Below are 24,466 nucleotides of genomic sequence, written 5' to 3' on the forward strand. Positions count from 1 at the left end.
ACAAAAACCACCCCGGCAGACAACACCTTGCAGCGCATGGTTGACCGGGAAGCCAAGCGAGCCGAGGGCAAGGGCGTGGGCTATGACCGCTGGGCGGCAAAGCACAACCTAAAGCAAATGGCAGCTACCGTTACCGCCTATCAGCAGTACGGCTTTTCTTCCCCGGAGGAACTGGACGAAGCCTGTTCTGCCGCCTATACCGCCATGCGGGAAAGCCTTACAGAGCTGAAGCAGATGGAAAAGACGCTGAACGGGAAAAAGGAGCTGCAACGGCAGGTGCTTGCCTATTCCAAGACCCGCCCTGTCCGGGACGGGCTGAAACAGCAGAAAAACGCCAAAGCAAAAGCAGCCTACCGTCAGAAGTACGAAAGCGACTTTATCATAGCAGACGCAGCCGCCCGCTATTTCAGGGAAAACGGCATTTCCAAGCTGCCGAGCTATAAAGCCCTGCAAGCAGAGATTGAAACCCTTATCCAAGAGAAAAACAGCGGCTACAACGATTACCGGGCAAAACGGGAGGAATACCGCCGCTTACAGACTGTCAAGGGCAATATCGACCAGATTTTACACCGGGAGCGCAAGCCTGTGAAAAGGCAGGAACAGGAACGATAAAAACCGCCCCAAAATGTACCCGAACCTATACAGAACAAGGGGGCTGCCCCGTACCCTATCCGCAAATACCAAAGGATTTTTTAACGGGCTTATAGGGCAGAAAAAACCCGAAAATGATACCGAGATGATACAGAATTACCGCCGATACCGCCACACCAGCGGAAACGGCAGAAAGGAGCGCACCCATGCCAAGAATGAGCAAGAAACGGCGGCTGGAATGGTCTTTTTTCCTGCGGCAAGTGAAAGTCGGGAATTCCACCTGCGATCGTATCACATACAATGACCTCTGCCGGGGCTGTACCCATAGCTGCAAGCAGAGCTTCCGGGCGGTTATCATACTCTGCCCCCACTACTACTCCAAACGCCGGAAAAAGGAGGACAGGGACAATGGCAGATAACCGCAAGTATTACTACCTCAAGCTGAAAGAGAACTTTTTTGACAGCGACTCCATTGTGCTGCTGGAAGATATGAAAGACGGGATTTTATACTCCAATATCCTCTTGAAGCTGTACTTAAAATCGCTGAAAAACGGCGGGAAATTGCAGCTTGACGAGCATATCCCCTACACAGCGCAGATGATAGCGACACTGACCCGCCACCAGATAGGGACGGTTGAGAGGGCTTTAGAGATTTTCCGGCAGTTGGGGCTTGTGGAGCAGCTTGACAGCGGGGCTTTCTATATGACCGACATTGAGCTGATGATAGGACAGTCCTCTACCGAAGCCGAGCGGAAACGGGCTGCAAGACTGGAAAACAAGGCACTTTTACCGCCCCGGACAAAAGGCGGACATTTGTCCGACATTCGTCCACCAGAGATAGAGATAGAGTTAGAGAAAGAGATAGAGATAGAAAAAGAGAGAGAGGGAGAAACGGGACACCCCGCCCCCGCCGCTTATGGCAGATACAACAATGTGATACTGACCGATACAGAGCTTTCCGGGCTAAAAACAGAGTTGCCCGACAAGTGGGAGTATTATATTGACCGGCTTTCCTGCCATATCGCTTCCACCGGGAAACAGTACCACAGCCATGCAGCCACCATTTACAAGTGGGCGCAGGAGGACGCTGCCAAAGGCAAGGCTGCCCCGAAACAGGGCATACCCGATTATTCATGCAAGGAGGGCGAGAGCTTATGAAAAACGGAATTGAAGCTATGATTACGGACATTACAGCCACTACCGCCGAAGCGGAGGACTACACAGGCGAGGACGGGCTTTTATACTGCGGTAAGTGCCATACGCCCAAAGAAGCCTATTTTGCAGAGGGAAAGACTTGTTTCGGGCGTGACCGCCACCCGGCAGAGTGCGACTGCCAGCGGGCAGCCCGTGAAAAGCAGCAAGCCGCCGAAAGCCGACAGAAGCACCTTGAAAAAGTGGAGGACTTGAAACGCCGGGGCTTTACCGACCCTGCTATGCGGAACTGGACATTTGAGCATGACAACGGCAGAAACCCGCAGACCGAAACCGCCCGCTTTTATGTGGAGAGCTGGGAAACCATGCAGGCTGAAAATATCGGCTACCTGTTTTGGGGCGGCGTGGGGACGGGAAAAAGCTACCTTGCCGCCTGTATCGCCAACGCCCTTATGGAAAAAGAGGTTGCCGTCTGCATGACAAACTTTGCAACGATACTGGGTGACCTTGCCGCCAGCTTTGAGGGCAGGAACGAATATATTTCCCGCCTTTGCAGCTACCCTCTGCTGATACTTGATGATTTCGGTATGGAGCGAGGAACAGAATACGGGCTGGAACAGGTTTACAGCGTGATTGACAGCCGTTACCGAAGCGGCAAGCCGCTGATCGCCACGACCAACCTCACGCTGGAGGAATTGCAGCACCCGCAGGACACGCCCCACGCCCGTATCTATGACAGGCTGACTTCCATGTGCGCCCCCGTCCGCTTCACGGGCAGCAACTTCCGAAAGGAAACCGCACAGGAAAAGCTGGAACGCTTAAAGCAACTGATGAAGCAGCGAAAGGAGAGCCTATGACAGAAACGAAACAGACAAGCACCACCAAAACAGACCGCCGCCCGGACTGTGTGACGGAAATCCGCATGGGCAACTCCGTCCTTACCGTTTCCGGCTTCTTCAAGCAGGGCGCAACCGACACCGCAGCCGACAAGATGATGAAAGTGCTGGAAGCGGAAGCTGCTACACAAAAAACGGCGATTTGACCGACCATAAAGAAGCAGATTTGACGCTTTTGCCGCTATACAGACAGCCGCCCCATGTGGTACAATCAAGGTACGGAATAGTGGGGCTGGCTGTCGGAAACGGAGGATTTTATGTTAAGACAGACCAACCAACAACCAATTACCGCCCTTTACCCAAGACTATCCCATGAGGACGAGCTGCAAGGCGAAAGCAATTCCATTTCCAATCAGAAGCGTATCCTTGAAACCTATGCAAAGCAGAACGGCTTTTCCAATCTGCGCTGGTACACGGACGACGGTTATTCTGGTGCGAACTTTCAAAGACCCGGTTTTCAAGCCATGCTTGCGGACATTGAAGCCGGAAAAGTCGGGACAGTTATCGTAAAGGATATGTCGAGGTTAGGGCGAAACTACCTGCAAGTGGGAATGTACACGGAAATGATTTTCCCACAGAAAGGTGTCCGCTTCATCGCTATCAATGACGGAGTGGACAGCGCACAGGGCGACAATGACTTTGCCCCGCTGCGGAATATCTTTAACGAATGGCTGGTGAGAGATACGAGCAAGAAAATCAAAGCAGTAAAACGCTCAAAAGGCATGAATGGCAAGCCCATCACAAGCAAGCCTGTGTATGGCTACCTCATGGACGAGGATGAAAATTTCATTATTGACGAGGAAGCTGCACCCGTAGTCAAGCAGATATACAACCTCTGTCTTGCCGGGAATGGTCCGACCAAGATAGCCCGTATGCTCACAGAGCAGCAAATCCCCACGCCGGGAACGCTTGAATACCGCAGGACGGGCAGCACCCGCCGCTACCACCCCGGCTATGAGTGCAAGTGGGCGACCAATACCGTAGTGCATATCCTTGAAAACCGGGAATACACAGGCTGTCTGGTAAATTTCAAGACAGAAAAACTTTCTTACAAAGTCAAGCACAGTGTAGAAAATCCCCCGGAAAAGCAAGTGATTTTCGAGAACCACCACGAGCCTATCATAGACACCCAAACATGGGAACGGGTGCAGGAGCTTCGCAAACAGCGCAAACGCCCAAACCGCTATGATGAAGTGGGTTTGTTCTCCGGCATACTGTTCTGTGCGGACTGCGGCAGCGTGATGTATCAGCAGCGATACCAGACGGACAAGCGCAAGCAGGACTGTTATATCTGCGGCAACTACAAGAAACGCACCCATGACTGTACGGCGCACTTTATCCGCACCGACCTCTTGACCGCTGGTGTACTCTCCAATCTGCGGAAAGTGACCAGCTATGCGGCAAAGCATGAAGCCCGGTTTATGAAACTCTTGATTGAGCAGAACGAGGACGGGGGCAAACGCAGGAACGCCGCCAAGAAAAAGGAACTGGAAGCCTCCGAGAAACGCATAGCCGAGTTATCCGCTATCTTCAAGCGGCTGTATGAGGACAGCGTGACCGGGCGCATATCAGACGAGCGTTTCACAGAGCTGTCGGCAGACTATGAAGCAGAGCAACGGGAGCTGAAAGAAAGAGCCGCTGCTATTCAAGCGGAGCTTTCCAAAGCACAGGAAGCCACCGTGAACGCAGAAAAGTTTATGAATGTTGTCCGGCGGCATACCAGCTTTGAAGAACTTACCCCTACTCTGCTGCGGGAGTTTGTAGAGAAAATCGTTGTGCATGAGTGCAGCTATGACGAGAACAAGACCCGCAGACAGGACATTGAGATTTATTATTCTTTTGTTGGCAAGGTGGACTTGCCCGAATAACCGCCCGACCTATCCGACACAATGCGCAAGTGCCGGATAGGAACGGCAAAATTTTTTACACTTCTATTACTTCTTTATCGCACATCAGTAAATATTCATATTATCAATCACAACATGGTCACACGCCGCAGGAACTACATGCCAGGAAGGTCCGTCTACAGCCGTAAAGCCTTTTAAGAGTACATTATTACACCACTTGGCATAGATAAAGAAACGGTGTGCATTACTGTCCGGCAGATGCCAGCAGGATCCGTTGATAATTCCGTTTCCTACAATGGAAATATTGTCACAGTGGTCTGCATATACACACCCTGATACAACCGCACCTTCCTCAATATAAACCGTATCATTGGACTTTAAGGTAAGAACTCCTACATTATATACCTTGCCCTTTTCAAAGCAGATGGTGGTATCTGCCGGTTTCTCAATCCTGTGCGAGCAAAGTACAAACAATGCATCATGAAGACCACCATCTGTCTCTACAGTAAACTTTCTCGGTTCATCAAGATGGATATGGATTGTTTCTCCTTTTACAGAAGGAACTATGCCAAAGCTGGACGGACGGATTTCAAGTTTTTCATATGATGCATGGATTGAAATCTCCAGATCATACGCTTCGTTATCTACTACAACAACATAGTCAAACGAATCTGTATGGTATACCACTCGCTCTGTTCCATTGCAGGTAACACTGTATTTTGCTGATTTTTCCAATTCATCTACAGAATTTAAAATAAATCTCGGTTCCTTGACCGGGTCCGGATTAGGATAATAAATCAAATCATTTTCAAAATCCTTCATGTCTCTTTTCTCCTATGCTTGTATAATGTTCTCAGAAACAAGGTGGTCACTACTGTTTCCAATACTGATACGCAGTTTCATTCCGCTACTGACGGTTTCCATGTTTTTCCCATAATATGAGAATTCTTCCTGATCAATAAAGAAATCTACATCCTTCTTTTCCCCCGGCTCCAGGAAAACCTTTCGGAAACGGACAAGTTCTTTCTTTGGACGTACTACAGATGCATATAATGTTTCATAATAACACTGGACTACTTCTGCTCCCACAACACTCCCTGTATTGCACACATTACAATGTATATGTACTTTTTTATCCTGGCCTATCTGCACATCAATGTCCGAAATATCAAACTCTGTATAAGACAATCCATAGCCAAATGGATATAACGGCGTATTTGGGATATCCATATATCTGCTGGTGAAACGATTTTCTGAATTATCTTCTGTAAATATATGTCCGGTTTTTACATCCCAGTAGCTTATGGGCACCTGCCCCACACACCATGGGATACTCACAGATAATTTGCCGGAAGGGTTTAATCTGCCATACACAATATCTATGATTGCTTCAGCTCCCATAGTGCCGGGTCTCCATGCCATAATGACAGCCTTGGATCTTTCCGATATCCTCCGCAGGTCCAATGGTCTTCCTGTAATTACCACAGTCACAATATTACTTGTACGTTCTGCTATTTTTTCAAATAACACCTGCTGTTCCTCCGGCAAAGTCAGAAATGCCCTGCTGGCAGCCTCTCCTGACTGGGACTCATGTTCACCCAGTACACATACAACCGTATCTTCATGGGTTATCGTTTCCAGCCACTGCTCATCCCTTGGCTTGTCAGACAATTCCTGTTCCCCCTGCCATACCTTACACTCTTCATCAGAAAGAATATTGCATCCTGTAATACATTCTGCTTCTATCTGCTTTTTTTGCAAAACATCTTCTATTGTTTCAACTGCCTCATGTTCTCCAAAAATTGACCAGCGGCTTAATAGTTCTCTTGACGCTGTATAAGGACCTGCCCAGATAACTTTCTTCTTCCTGCTTAATGGCAGCAGCTTTTCATTTTTCAAAAGGACACAGCTTTCGCCCGCCAGCTGATATGCCTTTTCCCGGTTATGCAAAGTCAGTTTTCCACTCTTTCCAAGACCGGCAAACGGATTTTCAAAAAGCCCCAGCTGATTTTTCATCATCAGGACCCGGAATGCACTTTCATCAACAAACGCTTTCGGGATTTTTCCGCTTTCTACCAGTTTTTCCAGACACAGCATATAAGCAGGACTCATCATATCAATGTCTACACCGGCTTCTGAAGCCTGGATTGCTGCTTCTTCCATATCAGCTGCCACTCCCTGTTCTTCCAGCTGACCTATGGAGCCCCAATCTGAAATTACAGTTCCCTCAAATCCTTCCTTATCCCGCAGAAGCCCTTTAAGAAGTTCCTTATTTCCGCTTATCGGTTTACGGTCAATAGCATTAAAAGCTGTCATGACCATAGCAGGCTTTGCTTTTAATGCCATACGGAAAGGTTTTACATACTGTTCCAGAAATGTCCGCTTGGATATTTCAACATCATTATATTCCCTTCCTGCATTCACTGCCCCATAACCCGCAAAATGCTTCAGGCATGCCGCTATTCCGGCATCATCTTTCTGCTGATAGCCATCTACCATTGCTTTTCCCATGATCCCATTTACATATGGATCTTCTCCAAAGGATTCCATCATCCTTCCCCATCTGGGATCTCTTGAAACATCAATCATAGGAGAAAATGTTGCTCTGAGCCCTTCTGAAGATGCCTCTGAGGCAGCTATAGAAGCCGCCTCAGACACCAGTTCCGGATGAAATGAACACGCCTGCCCCAACGGAATCGGAAAAATCGTCCGACATCCATGGATAACATCTGCCATAAAAAGAAGCGGAATATGATGGGGATGCTGTTCCATATATCTGCTCTGAATATCATAAATTTTATCTTTACCGATCACTCCAAGCACTGAACCGGCATATTGAATGATCCATTCCGGTGGTAACTGTTCGCCAACAACACCGGTGAGTACTGCCTCTTTATCGAAGTATACACCGGTGAGCTGCACCATCTGTCCTATTTTTTCCTGTAATGACATTTCTGACAGCAATTGCTGTAATTCATGTATTTCCATAAATACTCCTTATGTTCAATCCGTTTATTTCTAATGTTCATTTCTCCAAAGAGCACCTGAGCTGTTTTTCTGCTTTTTCAATATAATTGTATCATGCAAGCGGCCTTACGGTTCCTTCCGTAATTCCATTCTCATTAAACGCATCGACTCTCACATACACCGTTTCGCCTTCTACCAGCGCTCCAATATTTTGCTCCGGCATAAAGGTCATGCAGCTGTGATACAGCTTGTCCGGTGCAAAACCCCAGAGGACGTTGTATCCGACAGCGTCTGTCTGTGGCTCGATGGTGATGCGCATATCCATAGTTCCGGTCCGCTCTGCCTGGTACTGCGGTGCGGATGGTTTTTCGCCGTTGCCAAGGCCGAAAACACGAAGGCCGGAGATGCATGGATTCTGGTTGTACGGCACTTCAAAAACAGTGAGTTTCAGATAACGGATCTGTACACCCTCTTCTTTTACGATGAAATCATGCGGCAAATTGGTTTCTGCGTCTGATTTATCTGCCAGAACAAAATAGTTTGTTCCATCGGCGGATGCCTCAAGCAGCCATCTGGTCTTATGCTGGCTCGGGTCGATATATCGTTCCCCCTGACGCTCGCCCGGCAGAGGTGCATCGATTTTGTCATCTGCAAAATTGATCTGTACAGCGCGGACATCTTTTACCTCACCAAGATCCATCGAAATCCACTCACCCGGCTGATTTCCGGCTGCGCGCCACCAGGTCTGGATATTTTCATCTGTCGCAAACGACGGTTCTCTGCCTTCTTCCGAGGACGATGCCGTCATTGCTTTCTGATAGCTTAAGAGATACCACTCCGGTTTTGCCCATGGATCTTCTTTTGCCTGCTCCACCGCCATCGGCCAGTCGCCGAACTGCTGGTTGCAGAACAGGACACCGTCTTTGTCGAAGCCAGCCCGCCAAATGCCGACGCGGCGCTCCATATCGTGGTTTTTGCTGATCTGCATCGTCGCGGTGTGCCACCAGTTTCCATAGCGGTCTTCCATCGTCGAACCGTGGCCGGCTCCGCGCAGGAATCCGCCCGGTTTGTAGGAGTACGGATTATTCTTCGCCAGATGGAACGGGCCGAGCGGAGAATCGCTCTCGTAAACACCATCGCCGTAAACATTAAATTCCGTTCCCGGACCGGCATACTGGAGGTAATAGGTTCCGTCATGCTTCGTCATCCATGCGCCCTCGATGAACGGTCTCTGACTGAACATAATTTTAGCAAACCCGATCTGCTCCTCCGTCAGATGATCCGTATCTTTTCCCTGTGCTTTCAGAAATTCTTTGAATTTTTCAATAGCTTCTTCTTCACTCAGCGGCATTTTGGAATGATTTTCTCCGACGCGCTCGTATCCGATTTTTTCCGGCTGACCGTAGATCAGTTCTTTTCTCTCGGTCTTTGGAACCATCGTCTCCGGTTCAAGCTCCACACCCCAGATCGGAGTCACGTTATTGCATCCCCAGTAAAAATAGAGCTTTCCGTCATCATCAAGAAACAGGTTCGGATCCCAGAAATCGAAGGTTCCCGGGATGCGCTCGAACGGACCGTTCAGGATATCTTTTGTGCGGTAAAAATCACAGATCGTGCCGCGGCGGGATGCGCTGAAATAGACGTAATCGCCGACCACGCGCACATCCGGCGCATAGTCATACAGCGGCAGGCTGTCCGGCAGACGGTGGCTCTCCCAGTGAACCATATCCTCCGAAACCCAGACGCTCAACGTCATGGATGCAAAAATATAATATTTTCCCTGAAATAAAATCATCGACGGATCGGCGGCCTCGCGGGAAATCTTGTCCTCGCCGCTTCTCATATCCTGAATGAACTGGTAACGGTAATCCATATTTAACGGATTGCAGAAATACTGTTTTTTCATCAAAATTCCTCTTTCCGGACGGTACGTAAAAACCCCTGTTCGTACATCCTTTTTTCTTATGATAGAAAAAGTTTAGCATATCCCGCAAAGAAAGAAAATGTTCTGATTTGACTTTTTTGTTGCACTTTTTGGACTGTTTTTTGTCTCATGTATTGGACAAATTCCTGTCAAAAATAATACTCTTTGATATGCATCTTTATATATGTTGCTTAGCATTTAAACAGCGCAGATCATTAACTGATCTCTAAAGCAAGGGTGAAAAGCCTATTTTTTGAGCTCTCACCCTTGAATATCATAGAACAACGATTTCATTTACAGACTGTTCCACAGTATTCCGGAAAATCTGTTTCTTGCAACTCTCACTCCACAGAACTGATTTTTTATGTCATTTTTGTATCTTTTCCTTCCATTTCTGTATTGTTTCTGTAAAGACATGCTCTTTTTGCTTTTCATCTTCCTGCGCCTCATACTTAGATAGTAAGGAATTAAGTTCCCTGTCCCATATCGAATAAAATCGAACGGTTTTTACTTCTTCCTGTATCGTTTTGATTTGTTTTTGATCTTGTCTTGAAAGACTCCGCATTCGTTTTTCCAGTTCCTTTTTGTAAATAGAAACTCCTTGCGGAAATCTTATATTACTTGCCTCTCTCCTATCTTCTAACTCTATTCCTTTTCCTGATAAAACTTCTTCACTGTATAGCACTTGTAAAAAGGAGACTGCTTTTAAAGGTTGCTTTGTGTTCTTATTAATTCCTGCATAAAGTGTAACATTTGCAGTGAATCCGCTTTCCTGATTCGGCATTGCAAATACCGTATGAACTGTTTTTTCACCTCCAAGTTCTTCCAAATCATTTAGACTTACTACTCCTGTATCTTTTATTTTCCAGTTTAAAGCTAATGATCTTGTTTTTAATGCTACTGTTTCATCCAAAACTTTTTTTATCTGCTCTTCCGAATATAGAAGTGTTTTTTTCTTATAATCAACTACCTCACTAAATGTATCAAAAAATTGAACCCCACTTCTTTGCCCTACAATCTGTTGAATTGCTTTTTCTTTTTGTCTGGCTAATTCCAGCCAATTTCTTGATATTTCTGTATTTTCCGGTAAATCCTGTGTTGTAAATGCATATAGAAAATAATCGTATGTCATAGGAAGCAGTATTTGTTCCTCATTAGCCATACCTGCAGACAAAATCCTCTCTTCTAAAATATCTATATCAAAATATTTCATGTATGGTTTCAACGAAAGAAAGGTTCCCTGATATATTTCTTTTTGGGGATCCTCAAAAACAACTGCTCTTTGCTCACTCCAGGTCGGATTCGGCCCCTCTGCCAAAAATACATCCGGTCCTTCTCCCATCGTAATTTCATTCTGGATCTCCTGTACTTTTTCTTCCGAAGCCTGTTGCCCTGATGGGATTACCATTAATTCCACTCCATTATTTTTATATATTTTCTTCCAGGCTGCCACTATTTGAAGTACCGTTTTTTTATTTTCTTCATCAACACAAATTTTTAATGGCATTTCCGTTTTCTCAATTTCAATCTTGGCTTGTGTATCTGCATATACCGTTTCTGCATTTAAGCTCCCACTGACTAATGTGATGTTAATCAGAATCAAACCAAAAATTTCTTTCAACCTTTTTCCCATCATTATGCTACCCCCTATGTTTCTATATAGCACAAGGCTATTGCATGACTTCTGTTTTTTTACATATCATACAACAGCCTTGTGTTTTAACCATTAATTATCATATCCGTGACAAATTGTTCTTGTTTCTTTCACATTAGCAGTATTTCCTGCGTTACAATTTAAACATTTTGTAGTTTTTATTCCTGTTCTATACTGCTTCAAATCAGTTCCCCATGCGTGACCATGAGTACATGTAACTGTACCACTGCTTATCCAGCTTCCCCATACGGTTGACGATGTTATTCTTCCTCCACATCTCGGGCAAACTGCAGCATACGGCATAATTTCTTCATACGCAAAAGTATTCTTACTTTCGATAACATCCGCTTTTGTTACATTGGCAGAAAATGTACTGGCCAACATTAAGGTCATTAGAAAAATGGAAATTTTTTTCTTTACCGCTTTCATACTTTTCTCCTTAAAAATTTATTATACCTGTCAACGTACGTTCTACATTTGTATAACAAAAAATACCATACTTCCTACTTTTTGTCAATCTTTTTCTACATTTGTCTAATTAATCATTATACCCATGGCAGACTATTTTTTCTTGCCTGATCTTTATCTCAAAAAAATTTCCACATTCATTACACCTGATTTTTTCTACTCCATATCTGGCTTTCTGTAAGTCATCTCCCCATGCATATTGATGTGTACATACTACATTTTTTTCATTTTCCCATCCATCCCAAACCACTTCTCCTTGTACCGCAGCTTTGCATTTGGGACAATTTTCTATACACGATGATGACCATATTTGCCGCGCTATTTGCATTTCCGAAAAGCTCAAGATAATTATTCCAAAAAGAAAAACAGTGATATATATTCGAAGTTTTTTTCTTGCTAAAAACACATTGTAAAATCGTTCTTTCAGTATCTTTGTTTCTGATACCATCGAAACAACTCCAGACAATTCTTTTCTCGTTTGTTTTGAAGCCACTTTCAAAATAACATTGCAATAATCTTTCCGTTGTGTCAGATTCATATATTTTGTAACAGTTGCATCACAGACACATTCCATGTCTATATTTGCCATTTTTTGCACCCATAGCATCGGGATACAAAACCAATAAACATCCCTTATAATTTGAAGAAACATTTTATACCATAAATCGTGTTTTTTCTGATGTGTCAATTCATGTAAAAAAATCAAATACCATTCTTCATAGGAGTAATTTTCCGTTTCCAGCATTCCTTGTGGAATCAATATCTTTGTATTTCGTACACCAAACAACATAGGAGAATAAAAATCTTGATTTTCACAGACCCAGATTTCTGTTTTTTTTATTTTACAAACTTCGCTTGCTTTTTTTAGAGCATCTAATACGGAAATTTTTTGCATCTTTTTACATTCTGCAAATATTCTTTTTTTCCATATTCTATATTGTATTGCGTGAAACAAAAGACATAAAATCATCCCTGCAATCCATATATATGGCAAAAATTTTTCGCCTGACATCCACCCTCGAATTGAAACGTTTCCCATTTTCGTCATGATCGCGGTCTTTTGATTTTGTCCCCCGATATAATATGCCGGCATAGAAATCATAAAAGGATGTTGCCGAAATTTCTCTGTCACACTCCAAAACGGAAAGCACATTTTAAGTGTCAGAAGTATCCAGACTATCTTTCTCCAGTAATGACCGAGCCTTTTCCCCATTATTTTTTGTACAACATATGCCATAAATGCGACTATGCCTATTGAAAGATTCCACTTTATGATAAATGCCATCTGTAACTATATCCTCTACACCACTTTTTCTATTTTTGTCTGTCAATAAATTCCTGCAATTGCTTAACCTCTTTTGAGCTAAGTTTTTCTCCATCATACAGTGCCGATGCGAATTTTGCTAATGACCCTTGAAACATTTTATCTAACATGTTTTTTCCAACCGTGCCTATATAATTTTCTTTTTCTACTAATGGTACATAAAGATTTGATTTCCCGTTCCTCACTTTTTGAATAAATCCTTTTTTTTCCAAACGAGTAAGCAATGTTAAAATGGTACTCGGTGCAACATTTTTCTCTACATTCAATTTTTCTTCAACTTGAAATCGACTGACAGGTTCCTCATATTCCCATATAATCATCATAATTTCCTGTTCTGATTCTGGTAATTTTTTCATTTCTACTCTCCGCTTTTCTCTACTTTGATCAGATTATAGCATATGTTCCAGAAGAATGCACTTCAAAAGCACCGGCCAAATGGTCGGTGCTTAAATAATGGTTTCATCAAAAATGGCTCATCTTATACCACACATAAATATGCAAAATATCCTGCATAGCATAAAAGCATAACGACACCACACGTTTTCCGTAATTCCCTGTTCTTGTACGTCCCAATCCATAAAACCAGACCTGCCAGAATTGCGATTCCTGTGTCTACGATAAATTTAGTTTCAAATGGCACAGGACAGATCAGTGCGGCTGTTCCAATTACAAATAAAATGTTAAAAATATTGCTTCCGACAATATTTCCGATTGCAATCCCTGCATTTCCTCTTTTTGCCGCTGTCACAGATGTTACCAGCTCCGGAAGGGATGTTCCGAGAGCAACAATCGTCAGTCCGATAAAACGCTCACTCATTCCAAAGTATCGGGCAATCTCGGTTGCCCCGCTGACGGCAAAATCACTTCCTTTTACAACCAGGACGCCGCCTGCCACCATCAAAAGAAGACATTTCCAGACAGGATAATTTTTCGCTTCCTCCTCTTCCGGATTTTCCCCTTTTTTCGACATTACAAACAAATAGCCAAGATATACAAGAAACAGTGCCCATAAGACTATGCCCTCGGCAAACGTCACTTTTCCTCCTGTCATTCCGCATATCATTAAAACTACCGTAACAAACATCATAAACGGTATTTCATAAAACAAGGTAGACCTTTGTATTGCCACATTTGTTATTAATGCCGTAAGTCCGAGAATAATAAAAATATTCAAAATATTGCTTCCAACCACATTTCCTATCGTAATTCCTGCGTTCTGCTGCATCGCTGCAGTAATACTTACAGCAGCCTCCGGCATACTCGTTCCCATTGCAACAATGGTAAGTCCGATAATCAGCTGGGGAATTCCAAACTTTCTTGCTATGCTTGCAGACCCTTCCACAAACCAGTCTGCTCCTTTTACCAGAAAAAGGAAACCCACTATCAAAATCCCTGCCTGTAACATCATACGTATCTTCCTCTCTTTCTTTTGCATTCTTTGCAGCAGGTGTTATAGGCATAAAAAAAGAGACTCCTACTGCATCTACAGTAAAAGTCTCGCTATTTAATCACTTTCCGAGTTATTGAATATCAATAGCTGTACTGACGAAGAAGTGAACACGGTTGGCTAGCTACTCCCTTTTATTTTTCCAGTTTATCAAATTTCTTTTTTTTCGTCAACGTTTTTTTGTTTCTCAGCTCCTGGAAATGTTTTACAGCCACTTTTGATTCTCACAACTCCTTTGTCCGGTTCTGGTTTTATTCCAGATTCATGCACAGACCCCAGTCCTGGTCATTGGCATACGGATCGGCAAAATCGGTTTTCTGGCCGTTGACGGAATACGGATACAGGTACGCACAGGTCGCTGTTCCATCCTCAAAGAACATGGACAGCACGCCGCGCAGGGAATGCTCACCGCGAATATTATATTCTTCGTTTCCGGTCAGGCGGGCGTAGCGCTTGAAGGTTCGACCGTTTTCTGCACTCCAATAGTGCGGGAAAGTGTCTCCGAAGACTCTGCGTTTTCCGAACCAGTAGCCGTCCCAATGACGGATTGCAATTTCATGCAGATGGTAGTCCGGCTGCTGGCCGTCGAAGAGTTCGAGGACGGCGATCTGCTGCTCGGCTCCGCGCAGGTATTTTTCTTCCCCGGTCACTTCATAAACCTGAAGAATGACTTCAGCCGCCGGCTGTACGATCGATTGCTCGTAATTTACTTCCGAAGCCGGATAAGCCGTTCCAATCTCAATCAGTTGATCAGCATGACGTCGGAACAGATCTCTTACTGTTTTCAGATCCTCCTGTTCTCCTGCTTTTTCCAGCTCTTGACAGAGCATCACAATCGGCATTTCAATCGGATAAAAACGGAATCCATCCTGTTCATAAAATTTCTCTGTGATATGAACTGCTGTCTTCAAATCTTCTTTTTCTCCCCACAGCTTCCAGCATTCAAGAAAGAATGTCACTGCCCATGGGTAGTTGTAAAGCCGGAAATAGCTGTTGTCTTTTCCTGAGCAGTTGCAAACAAGACCTGTTGCTGCATTTACCAGCTCGCGAAGATAGAATGCATGGTACTCACGAAGGCTTTGCTCCGCTTTTTCCCGGTCTTTTAAAAGATTCTGCTGCAGTGCCCGTGCAATCAGCACACCCATACCGGTACGCTCCCGTCCGGCATTGAAATCGTTTTCCGGCGTGCAGACGAGAATTTTTTCTTCGTTATCATACGGCAGATAGGCACCCTGCAGTTCTTTGATCTTTCCATGATACTGCTGGTGATCGACAATAAACGCACACCGTTTTGCAGCCAGTTCTTCCGGCCGCTCCTGTACGAGAAGACGGCAAATAGTTTTCACCTCATCGACACAAATTGAAAGTACATACTCCCCTGTTTTTTCATTTTCAAACAGATATTCATAAACACCTTTTTCCGTCTTTTCCAGCGATACTCCGTTTACCGTCACTTTTTCCGCCGGAAATGTCGGTTCAATGGTTACCTTACTCGTCTCTCCCGGATAAATCACATACTGCTCCGCATCCACCAGAATCACCTGGGAAAATGCTCTTAATTTCTCCCGGAAATCTTCACGTCCCTGATGCGGAAATACTTTCCACTCCAGCGTCATCGTGTCTCCCGGTGCAAATTCCTGTGCGGACGGGTGCAGCCAGAAGCAGCCTCTGTCATTGCTCTGCAGTTTCAGATCGCGCTCCACGCTGTAAGCGGAAAGACTGCCTTTTGTGAGCACCATTCCCATATGCGGAGCCGCACCGCCCATGCGGAGTGCCATGATATAACTGGTATTTTCCCCGCAGAAAATATGTGCATGGCACCGGTAATCACGGCAGGTCACACTGTCCGTGTAGCGGTCCTGCAACGGAAATGAAACCCCAATACTTCCGGCATTTGTAAAATACGGATGCGCACCGTTGTAAGAAACCACAATCTTCGTTGTCAGCACATCTCCGTCTTTCTCATTCTGCACCTCAGCCGAAAACTCCGGCGGGCATTTTACCTCGGCGTATGGGAACTCCTCCCGCAGCCAGTTCATCTGTTTTGGATCTTTGGAAAATACAATTTCTTTCACGTTCCCAACTCTCATTTTTTATTTCCCCTTTCGTTTTTTCTTTGATCCCGCTTTTTGAACTCCATGTAAAATTTATTTGCTGCTTTGATCATACTATATCTATATGCTCTTTTCTATATCTCTTTTTCCATTACCGTTCACTGCTCTTAATATAACCCTCACAATCCTCTTTTCCAGTTTTGTTTTACAAAAGAACGGTTCCATACGCCTGCATCATTTTTCCGTTTTACTTTATTTTTTCTTTCTTGCCGATAGTATTTTTTCTCAATTTTTGCTATACTGAAAATGTATGCGTATCAAACTCCGGCATTGCTCTTTCAAGCTGCCGACACATACATAAACTTCATAAAAGGGGGTATCTTTTTCATGGATACGTATGTCATTTTAAAAGACCTGGCAATCATTATCGTATTCGCAAAATTGTTTGGTATTCTTGCCAGAAAATGCAAGGCTCCGCAGGTTGTGGGCGAGCTGATTGCCGGTATTGTCCTTGGACCCAGTGTGCTGGGACTCGTTCAGCAATCTGACTTTCTCGCACAAATGGCGGAGATCGGTGTCATTTTGCTGATGTTCTCCGCAGGTCTTGGCACCAGCCTGAAGGATCTGCTCCGTACCGGAGTGAAATCCCTGTTGATCGCCTGCGCCGGTGTTTTTGTTCCTCTCGTTCTTGGAGCCATCTTATACATGAGCTTTTATGGCTTCTCTGCTGTCGGAACGGAAGAATTTTACCACGCTGTTTTTATCGGTGTTATTCTGACTGCGACATCGGTCAGCATCACCGTACAGGCCTTGAAAGAACTCGGCAAGCTGAAAACAGAGGTTGGAACAACCATCTTAAATGCAGCCATCATCGACGATGTCATTGGTATCATTGTGCTGACTGTTGTCATCGGTTTTAAAGATCCGACATCCAATCCGCTGAAAGTAGCAGCCTCCACCATTCTGTTTTTTGCCCTTGCGATTGTGCTCGGTTTTCTCTGCTTTAAGCTGTTCAACCGCATGAACTCCGTATTTCCGCACACCCGCCGTCTCCCGATTCTGGGTCTTGCGCTCTGCTTCGGACTGTCCTACATTTCCGAAAAATATTTCGGCATCGCCGATATTACCGGTGCATACGTTGCGGGCGTTATCCTGTGTTCCCTCGATTCTTCCGATTACATCGAAGAAAAAATGGATATCAGCTCCTATATGATTTTCGGACCGATTTTCTTTGCAAGTATCGGACTCAAAACAACGCTCAGCGGCATGAACGAGAAATTCGTACTCTTTGCCATCTGTTTCGTCATCGTCGGCCTTGCCGCAAAAATTATCGGCTGTGGCCTGATGTCAAAGGGATGCGGCTTTACCTGGGGCGACAGCCTGAAAATCGGTGTCGGTATGATGACCCGTGGTGAAGTCTGTCTGATCGTTGCGCAAAAGGGTCTGAATGCAGGCTTTTTATCCGGCGATTTCTTCAGTGCCGTGATTCTGCTGATTCTTTTCTCGAGTATTGCAACACCGATTATGCTGAAAATCTTATACGAGAAAATGCCGACGGCAAAAGATTCTGCAAAGGCATCCTGACTTTCCTTTTACCAAAACAGGGCGCTGTGCCATTTCCTGCACAGCGCCCTGTTTTTTTCGTATCAACCGGTAAGTTCTGATTTCTTCTACCACAGAATCTTCTCTGCCTCAGCTCCATCCGCAAACGGTCCCGGCATTGCTGCCACGCCGCGGTGCTCGCCAAGATAGTCCTGATCGAAGATAATCGTGCTTCCGTCCGGATCTTCGAATCTCTGCTCCGGCTCGAAGGCGTATCCTAAAATATCACTGTTGATAATTCCCGTCCGGAAATCCTTCAGGAACTCATACACGTTCGTCTTGATGGAATAGTGGCCGTCTTTTTCCACAAGTTCCACCTTAACCTGGTTCTCGTTATCCACAAGATTCTCTTTTTCATTCACACACGCCTTTGCTCCGTTAAAGTAAGCGTTTCCGTTTACCCAAACCGGCAGATGGCACTTGTTGTGATACGGCTCCAGCTTGCTCATGTCGGCCGGTTTGTCCAGCTCAAAGTGGCTGATCCACTCGTCATAGGTCGGATACTCGTCGAACACATGCGTTCCGACCTCCTGGTTATCCTCCATCTTGAAGCCCATGTCCTCAACCGTTTCTGTTTCCTCAACCGGGTAATTCTGGATAAAGATGTTGTTGTAGAACCGGTCATCGCCATGCAGGAATGTCATGAATCCGGCAACCTCGGTACGGTGACGGATGTGATACGGCGTGTAACGGTCTCCTGTTCCGCCGCCAACTGCAGTTAATGAGCCAAGCATCAGATTGTGTACGCAGGCAATACCATCGGTCGCCATACGAACGCTGACCGGTGAGAGCATAATGTTGTTATCGATCAGTGTCGGACCATGGCCAACCTCGATGAAAATATCCTGACTCATCATTGCGCCCTCTGCCTTTGGTGTTCCCTCCGGCGGGCAGTTGTCGTGCAGCAGATTCTGGGTCAGGCGTGTTCCCTGTGCCTCCCAGTCGCACCAGATGCCCATCGTACAATGATGAATGTGATTTCTTCTCATCACAACATCGATCGCTGCATGCATCTTGATACCGGAAATCTCGGCTCCGCCAAGCTGCTGCATATTGTTGATGTTGTGAATGTGGTTGTCCTCAATGATACTGAACACACCGCCCATCCGTCCGACAATACCGGTCTGCTCACAGTGATGGATGTGGCAGCGGCGGATGATATGGCTTCCGATGTTCTCCTTCGTCCATCCATGATACTGGCCGCGGCAGACAGCATCACGCTCCATCTGGGTCGGGCTTTTTACGTGTTTTCTGGTAAAGTAATGGTCGTTCTCCGGATCGTAATATTTTCCGAGCGAAATACCGCAGCACTTGCTGTTGCTGACCTCACAGTCCTCAATAATCCATCCCTTCGACCAGTGCGGACCGATCATACCGTCCTGATAAGCAGCCGGCGGCGCCCATGTCGTTGCCGCCTTGCTGACATCAAACCCACTGAACGTAATGTAATTTACGCCTGTTTTCGACGGCATAAAGCAGTTCCGGCGCACGTTGATTTCTACTTTTTCCTCCGTCGGGTTTTTACCCTGGAAATTTGCATAGATAACAGTCTGATTTTTCTCTTTGTCCTGCTCGGTATACCATTTGTAAACCGACCACTCCGGCTCCCAGGACGGCGCATAAACCTCGCCCTTGATACACTCCTCGAGCGTCTCTGCCTCGTATAACTGGCGGTCATTCAGATAAACCGCGCCGGTATGGCGTACCACCGGTGCAAAATACCAGTCACCGCCGACCATTGTCGTGTATGGGTTATAATTGCCAAACACTCCGTTGTCTACACGGCATACCCACACATTATCTTTGTAATGCTCCCAGTCATTCATCGTTTCCGCACCGGTGATCTTTGCGCCGAGCGGCTTCTCACTCTTATAGACGATTCTTGCATCCTCGGTTCCGCCGTTGACCGGATCAACATATTCATGGTAGATACCAGGTGCAACCAGAACTTCATCTCCTGCCTTTGCAATTTTTGCCGCATCGTTGATGAACTTGAACGGCATCTCTTTTGTTCCGTTTCCATTCTTCGGAGCGGAATTGTTGACATAGTAAATCATTTCTCTATACTCCTTTTTGTTATAGTAAAACCCGAAAACCCTGCAAAAAAGGCTGTGACGCAATCATTCACTCTCTGCGGCGCTGAATTTTTTACGCTATTTTTTTGCGGGTCTATAGAATTTCTTTACGATAATGCTTCTTCCGCAGCCTCTTTTGATGCAAACGGGCCCGGCAGCGGATGAATGCCCTGACGGTTTCCAAAGTAGTCATATCGGAACACGATCGGCGTTCCATCCGGATTCTCATATTTCTGTTCCGGCTCAAATGCCATGCCAAGCGTCTCCGTTGAGATCACTGCACAGGCATTCTGCGGCAGATAATCGTAAACATTGGTCTCCAGTTTCCATTTTCCGTTCTCTTCTTTTACACCGATGGTGATTTCATGCTCGGTATCCACTACAGCGTCCTGTTCCTGCTCCGCCGGCTTCGCCCCATTGAAGTAAACGTTTCCGCCAAGCCATACCGGCAGCTTCTCGTAATACAGATCCGGCGACTTTCCGGAGCCCATTCCGCAGTAGCCCTCAAATCTTGCCACGTACTCCTCCAATGTCGGATATCCGCTGTACGGTGCGGTTCCTGCTGTCAGATTTCCGTCATCCCATTCATTATCCCCAGTCAGTTTACGGATTTCTTCCATTCCCGCACGAACCGGCTTCTGAATGAAGATATTATTGTAGAACCGGCAGTCACCGTGAAGAACTGTCATAAATCCGTTGATCTCCGTGCGATGCGGCACATGGTACGGTGTGTAGCGCGGCGACGGCAACTTGTCGGATCCATTGTTGACACCTCGGCCGACAGCAGTAAACGATCCCGCGATCAGGTTATGTACTACCGCAACCCCCTGCGTTGCCAGCTTCATCGCGCGGTCCGAAAGCAGTACGTTATTGTCCACCAGCGTCGGTCCGTGGGAAATTTCAATAAAGATATCCTCGCCGATACCGTCCATACCTTCTGGATTTGCATTTTCCTCGTTCGGCAGCGTATTGTCATGGAACAGGTTCTGCGTAACGCGTGTGCCCTGTGCCTGCCAGTCGAGCCAGAGGCCTCTCGTACAGTGATGGAAATGGTTTCTTCGAATGATCACATCGATTGCTGCATGCATCTTGATGCCGCCAATCTCCGCACCCGCAAGGTTCTGTTTATTATTGATATGGTGAATGTGGTTATCCTCAATAATCGAGAACACACCACCTAAGTGGCCTACAATACCCGTCTGTCCACAGTCGTGGATGTTGCACCGGCGGATGATGTGGCTTCCGATGTTTTCCTTTGTCCATCCCTCTCGCTGCGCCTGGCAGATACAGTCACGCTCCGTCTGTGTACCATCTTTGAATTTCCATTTGAGCCATTTATTGTCATTGTTCGGCTGTCTGTATTTTCCAAGTGAAATGCCCGAACACTTCGAATCTGAAATCTCACAATCCTCGATGATCCATCCCTTTGACCAGTGCGGGCCGACCATTCCTTCCTGATATGCCGTCGGCGGAGCCCACTGGGTTGCCGCCTGTTTTACAACAAAGCTGGACAGCGTGATATAACCGATGCCCTCCTTCGATGGATAAAAGCAATTCTCGCGCACATTAATTTCCACCGTTTCCTCATTCGGGTTTTTCCCCTGGAAATTCACATAGAAAACGGTCTCATTCTTCTCTTCATCCTGCTCCACATACCAGGTGTAAACCGTGAATGCCTGATCCCAGGATTTTTTATAGATCTCCGGCTTTTTCACCTTGTCCAGGCTCGTCACCTCATACATGGATTTTCCATTCAGATACACTTCTCCGGTGTGCGCCGTGTAGGATGCGATAAACCAGTCGCCGCTGACCAGAGTTGTGTATGGATTGTAATCCCCAAACAGTCCGTTTGAAACGCGCGCTGTCCACACATCACCTTCCAAATGCTCCCAGTTATCCACAATTTCCGCACCGGTAATCACAGCTTTCCCCGGTTCCACAGAACGGTACACAATTCTTGCGTCCTCACAACCCGCATTCGCCGGATCCACATATTCCCGGTATACGCCGGGTGCTACAAGCACCTCGTCGCCGGGCTTTGCGATTTTTGCCGCCTCGGAAATCGTCTGAAATGGATATTCCTTCTGCCCGTTTCCGCTTCGCACAGCATTTCCATCTACATAAATCTGCATTTTTTGCTTACCTCCCACTTCTTCACTTTTCATAAATTTTTATTGTTTTTTTGTGAATTTTCGCCAAAACCGCATCACTCTTTTTTCAATTTCTGCCGTTCTTCACAATTTTCATATCTTAACCATAATACAGATCCTCGTAAAACACTACTTATATATTGCCGATCATTGCCCAGATGTTTCGATTTTTTCTATATTTTTTCTCTCTTCTGTTGTATAATACCGTTTATCAGATACGGAGGATTCTTTTGCCATGAAAAACGATTCGACTTCTTTTTTCGAAAACAATCATTTTGCTAACAGCTATGTTTACGATATCTCTATTTCGCATGTCCCCGCCTATTTCGGTCTGCACTGGCATCACTATATTGAAATTGTGCTTGCACAGGATGACGGCATTATCTATGAAGTAAATGGAGAAACCTTTCCGCTAAAGCCCGGTGATCTTCTTTTTATCTGGCCCGGCGAGCTGCACGCTGTTTCCACAACCAACAGAGAACATCGCCTGATCATGCTTCAGCTCGATGCAGATTTTCTGGAAAAACGCGTGGATTTCCAGTCTGTTGCTTATCTTTTTTATCAGATCCGTCTTCTAAATCAGAACAACTTCCCGGAAATCGAAAAACTCCGCGGATTTCTGACAGAGCTGCGCAGGCTCTCCCTCTCCGGTATCAGTTTTTCCGAGCTGCGCGGATGCGTTCTGCTGTATCAGTTTTTTATTCTGCTCGGCGAAAATCTCTCCGTGCCGACCGAAACTGCCGCACCGCAAAAAACAGGCCATTCCGCACAGGTACACCGCCAGATGATTGCTGCATGTACCTGGATCTCGAGTCACTGCACCGAACCGGTTTCCCTGGAAGAAGCATCAAAGGTCGCCGGATTCTCCCGCTGCCATTTTTCCAAGCTGTTCCGCGCATACACCGGCCTCTCCTTCACGGATTTCGTCACCAGGGAACGGCTCCATATCGCCGAAAACCTGTTAAAAAAACCGGATCTCACGATCACCGAAGTGTCGCTCGAATCCGGTTTTAACAGTATTTCTACGTTTAACAGAGTCTTTTTGAAATCAAAAAATGTAAGCCCTACCGACTTCCGTCAGATGTACCTGCAATCCTATCAGAAATAGGCTATGAATTCGGCATGGCCTCCGGTCTTTCGCAGGTGGATGGAACCTTCTCAAATGCACCCGTTTCCGCACTCTTCATAATCTGATCGATCGTATCGAGTACGTGATATGCCATTTTGGCATTCGCACGGTTTGGTCTGCCCTCTGCAATTGCTTCTGCCATCTCGGACGGACCGAGGCCGCGGCTGTTTTCGCTGTAGGCAAAGCCATAATCCAGCACTTCCGGAACTGCCTGCTGTGTCCAGTCCTTCACGCCCGGAATGTAGACGATATCGCCGCCGAAATTGTTCGGGTCCACCAGCTTTAAAATACCTTTTTTGCCGTAAATTGTGAATACCGCCTGATCGTTGATGGTGCTGTCGCCATTGACACAGAATGTGCCGGTCACGCCGTTTTTCATTTCCAGAATCGTGAAAGCCTGGCTCTCGTTGCTGTAGTCAAATTCCTGGCCGTATTCCGGGCTGTCCGGGACGACATTGATGCGCTTCGGCGCAAGGTTGCGCACGGAGGAAACGACACGGTCCACCGGGCCGAAAAGGCTGACGATGGCAGTCAGATAATAAACACCGAAATCGTAGCAGATACCGCCGCCCGGCATCCGCAGAAAACGGAAGATGCTCGCCAGCAAATCAAGATCGCGGTTTGCGCATGCTTCGAAAGATGTCACCTCGCCGATCAGCCCGTCGTCGATCGCTTTTCTTGCGGTCTGCAGTGCCGATCCAAGGAAGGTGTCCGGTGCGGAACCGAGATAGAGATGTTTCTCCTCTGCCAGCTCGATCAGTTTCGCTGCCGTTTCCGGTGCGAGGGTCATTGTTTTTTCAGTGTAAACGTGTTTTCCGGCTTCCAGTGCCTGACGGATCAGCCCCTCGTGGGTCGGTGCCGGTGTCAGAATGACTACCATTTCAATCGACGGGTCTGCCAGAATTTCCTCGTAGGTACAGCCCTTGATGCCATACTGCTCTGCTTTCTTTTTCGCATGTTCAAGATGGCCTGCGCAGCATGCTGCTACCTCAAGATTCTCAAAGTTATGAATCATGTTCGTCAGATAAATATCACTGATCGCTCCGCAGCCGACAACGCCGACTCTCATTTTTTTCGTTTCTGTTGTTCCCATTTGTAAAAATCCCCTTTACTCTTTGTTTTTTGATTCTGTTCTGATAAAAACCCTTATCTTTTTTATACAACGAAATGTCTGAAAAAACAAGCA

The 24,466-nt window shown here is 46.0% G+C and carries 19 protein-coding genes and 2 pseudogenes; 9 read left to right on the forward strand and 12 right to left on the reverse strand.

The annotated features are described in order from the left end of the window. The 7 genes and pseudogenes from DW915_RS14500 to DW915_RS16625 all read left to right on the forward strand — a co-directional run. A pseudogene (locus DW915_RS14500) lies at positions 1 to 612 on the forward strand (relaxase/mobilization nuclease domain-containing protein); the annotation flags it as partial. Positions 613 to 797: 185 nt separating this feature from the next. Beyond that, a complete protein-coding gene (locus DW915_RS14510; RefSeq protein WP_002569236.1) occupies positions 798 to 1,010 on the forward strand; it encodes a hypothetical protein in 213 nt (70 codons plus the stop codon). After that, on the forward strand, positions 1,000 to 1,749 hold the full coding sequence (locus DW915_RS14515) for a phage replisome organizer N-terminal domain-containing protein (protein ID WP_002569235.1): 750 nt from the start codon (positions 1,000 to 1,002) through the stop codon (positions 1,747 to 1,749). The genes DW915_RS14510 and DW915_RS14515 overlap by 11 nt, the downstream gene beginning before the upstream one ends. Continuing rightward, positions 1,746 to 2,600, forward strand: a complete 855-nt coding sequence (locus DW915_RS14520) for an ATP-binding protein (RefSeq protein ID WP_002569234.1) — start codon at positions 1,746 to 1,748, stop codon at positions 2,598 to 2,600. Before DW915_RS14515 ends, DW915_RS14520 begins: the two co-directional genes overlap by 4 nt. Further along, positions 2,597 to 2,785 carry a transposon-encoded TnpW family protein gene (locus DW915_RS14525; protein WP_002569233.1) on the forward strand — a complete coding sequence of 63 codons (189 nt, stop codon included), beginning with the start codon at positions 2,597 to 2,599 and terminating at the stop codon, positions 2,783 to 2,785. The genes DW915_RS14520 and DW915_RS14525 overlap by 4 nt, the downstream gene beginning before the upstream one ends. A 111-nt stretch (positions 2,786 to 2,896) precedes the next feature. Next, positions 2,897 to 4,507: a recombinase family protein gene (locus DW915_RS14530; protein ID WP_002569232.1), complete on the forward strand. Its 1,611-nt coding sequence runs from the start codon at positions 2,897 to 2,899 to the stop codon at positions 4,505 to 4,507. Between the two features lie 21 nt (positions 4,508 to 4,528). After that, positions 4,529 to 4,597, forward strand: a pseudogene (locus tag DW915_RS16625) (Maff2 family mobile element protein); the annotation flags it as partial. Here DW915_RS16625 and DW915_RS15940 read toward each other — a convergent pair. The 9 genes from DW915_RS15940 to DW915_RS14575 form a co-directional block, all read right to left on the reverse strand. Then, a complete protein-coding gene (locus tag DW915_RS15940; protein ID WP_118742362.1) occupies positions 4,592 to 5,308 on the reverse strand; it encodes a hypothetical protein in 717 nt (238 codons plus the stop codon). The pseudogene DW915_RS16625 and the gene DW915_RS15940 sit on opposite strands and share 6 nt — an antisense overlap. A 12-nt stretch (positions 5,309 to 5,320) precedes the next feature. Beyond that, a complete protein-coding gene (locus DW915_RS14540) occupies positions 5,321 to 7,474 on the reverse strand; it encodes a glycoside hydrolase family 3 N-terminal domain-containing protein (protein ID WP_118742363.1) in 2,154 nt (717 codons plus the stop codon). Between the two features lie 91 nt (positions 7,475 to 7,565). Next, positions 7,566 to 9,359 (reverse strand): family 43 glycosylhydrolase, encoded by a 1,794-nt coding sequence (locus DW915_RS14545; protein ID WP_118742364.1) that lies wholly within the window; start codon positions 9,357 to 9,359, stop codon positions 7,566 to 7,568. Between the two features lie 385 nt (positions 9,360 to 9,744). Continuing rightward, the gene (locus tag DW915_RS14550) at positions 9,745 to 11,013 is read right to left on the reverse strand and encodes an extracellular solute-binding protein (RefSeq protein WP_055267228.1); all 1,269 of its coding nucleotides are present in this window, start codon (positions 11,011 to 11,013) and stop codon (positions 9,745 to 9,747) included. A gap of 90 nt (positions 11,014 to 11,103) precedes the next feature. Further along, positions 11,104 to 11,460, reverse strand: coding sequence for a hypothetical protein (locus tag DW915_RS14555; protein WP_055220368.1), 357 nt, complete (start codon positions 11,458 to 11,460; stop codon positions 11,104 to 11,106). A gap of 109 nt (positions 11,461 to 11,569) precedes the next feature. Continuing rightward, positions 11,570 to 12,784: a M56 family metallopeptidase gene (locus tag DW915_RS14560; protein ID WP_055267230.1), complete on the reverse strand. Its 1,215-nt coding sequence runs from the start codon at positions 12,782 to 12,784 to the stop codon at positions 11,570 to 11,572. Between the two features lie 29 nt (positions 12,785 to 12,813). Next, positions 12,814 to 13,179: a BlaI/MecI/CopY family transcriptional regulator gene (locus DW915_RS14565; protein ID WP_022461242.1), complete on the reverse strand. Its 366-nt coding sequence runs from the start codon at positions 13,177 to 13,179 to the stop codon at positions 12,814 to 12,816. Positions 13,180 to 13,301: 122 nt separating this feature from the next. Beyond that, the gene (locus DW915_RS14570; RefSeq protein ID WP_117801807.1) at positions 13,302 to 14,231 is read right to left on the reverse strand and encodes a calcium/sodium antiporter; all 930 of its coding nucleotides are present in this window, start codon (positions 14,229 to 14,231) and stop codon (positions 13,302 to 13,304) included. A 290-nt stretch (positions 14,232 to 14,521) separates the two neighbouring features. Then, positions 14,522 to 16,360, reverse strand: a complete 1,839-nt coding sequence (locus DW915_RS14575; protein WP_118742365.1) for a hypothetical protein — start codon at positions 16,358 to 16,360, stop codon at positions 14,522 to 14,524. A gap of 351 nt (positions 16,361 to 16,711) precedes the next feature. Here DW915_RS14575 and DW915_RS14580 point away from each other — a divergent pair, with 351 nt between their 5' ends. After that, a complete protein-coding gene (locus DW915_RS14580; RefSeq protein WP_022461245.1) occupies positions 16,712 to 17,908 on the forward strand; it encodes a cation:proton antiporter in 1,197 nt (398 codons plus the stop codon). An 86-nt stretch (positions 17,909 to 17,994) separates the two neighbouring features. Here DW915_RS14580 and DW915_RS14585 read toward each other — a convergent pair whose 3' ends face one another. Together DW915_RS14585 and DW915_RS14590 are read right to left on the reverse strand one after the other, a co-directional pair. Continuing rightward, entirely contained in the window at positions 17,995 to 19,983 is a 1,989-nt protein-coding gene (locus DW915_RS14585; protein ID WP_055220364.1) for a right-handed parallel beta-helix repeat-containing protein, read from the reverse strand. A gap of 125 nt (positions 19,984 to 20,108) precedes the next feature. Continuing rightward, positions 20,109 to 22,133, reverse strand: coding sequence for a right-handed parallel beta-helix repeat-containing protein (locus tag DW915_RS14590; protein WP_118742366.1), 2,025 nt, complete (start codon positions 22,131 to 22,133; stop codon positions 20,109 to 20,111). 253 nt (positions 22,134 to 22,386) lie between these two features. Between DW915_RS14590 and DW915_RS14595 the strand changes: the two genes are divergently transcribed. Continuing rightward, positions 22,387 to 23,259: an AraC family transcriptional regulator gene (locus tag DW915_RS14595; protein ID WP_055220360.1), complete on the forward strand. Its 873-nt coding sequence runs from the start codon at positions 22,387 to 22,389 to the stop codon at positions 23,257 to 23,259. A gap of 1 nt (position 23,260) precedes the next feature. On the opposite strand, the gene DW915_RS14600 is transcribed toward DW915_RS14595, so the two are convergent. After that, positions 23,261 to 24,373 carry a Gfo/Idh/MocA family protein gene (locus DW915_RS14600; protein ID WP_118742367.1) on the reverse strand — a complete coding sequence of 371 codons (1,113 nt, stop codon included), beginning with the start codon at positions 24,371 to 24,373 and terminating at the stop codon, positions 23,261 to 23,263. Positions 24,374 to 24,466: the final 93 nt, after the last annotated feature.

Source organism: Blautia sp. AM42-2, assembly GCF_003480245.1.
In the GTDB taxonomy this organism is placed as follows: Bacteria; Bacillota; Clostridia; order Lachnospirales; family Lachnospiraceae; genus Fusicatenibacter; species Fusicatenibacter saccharivorans.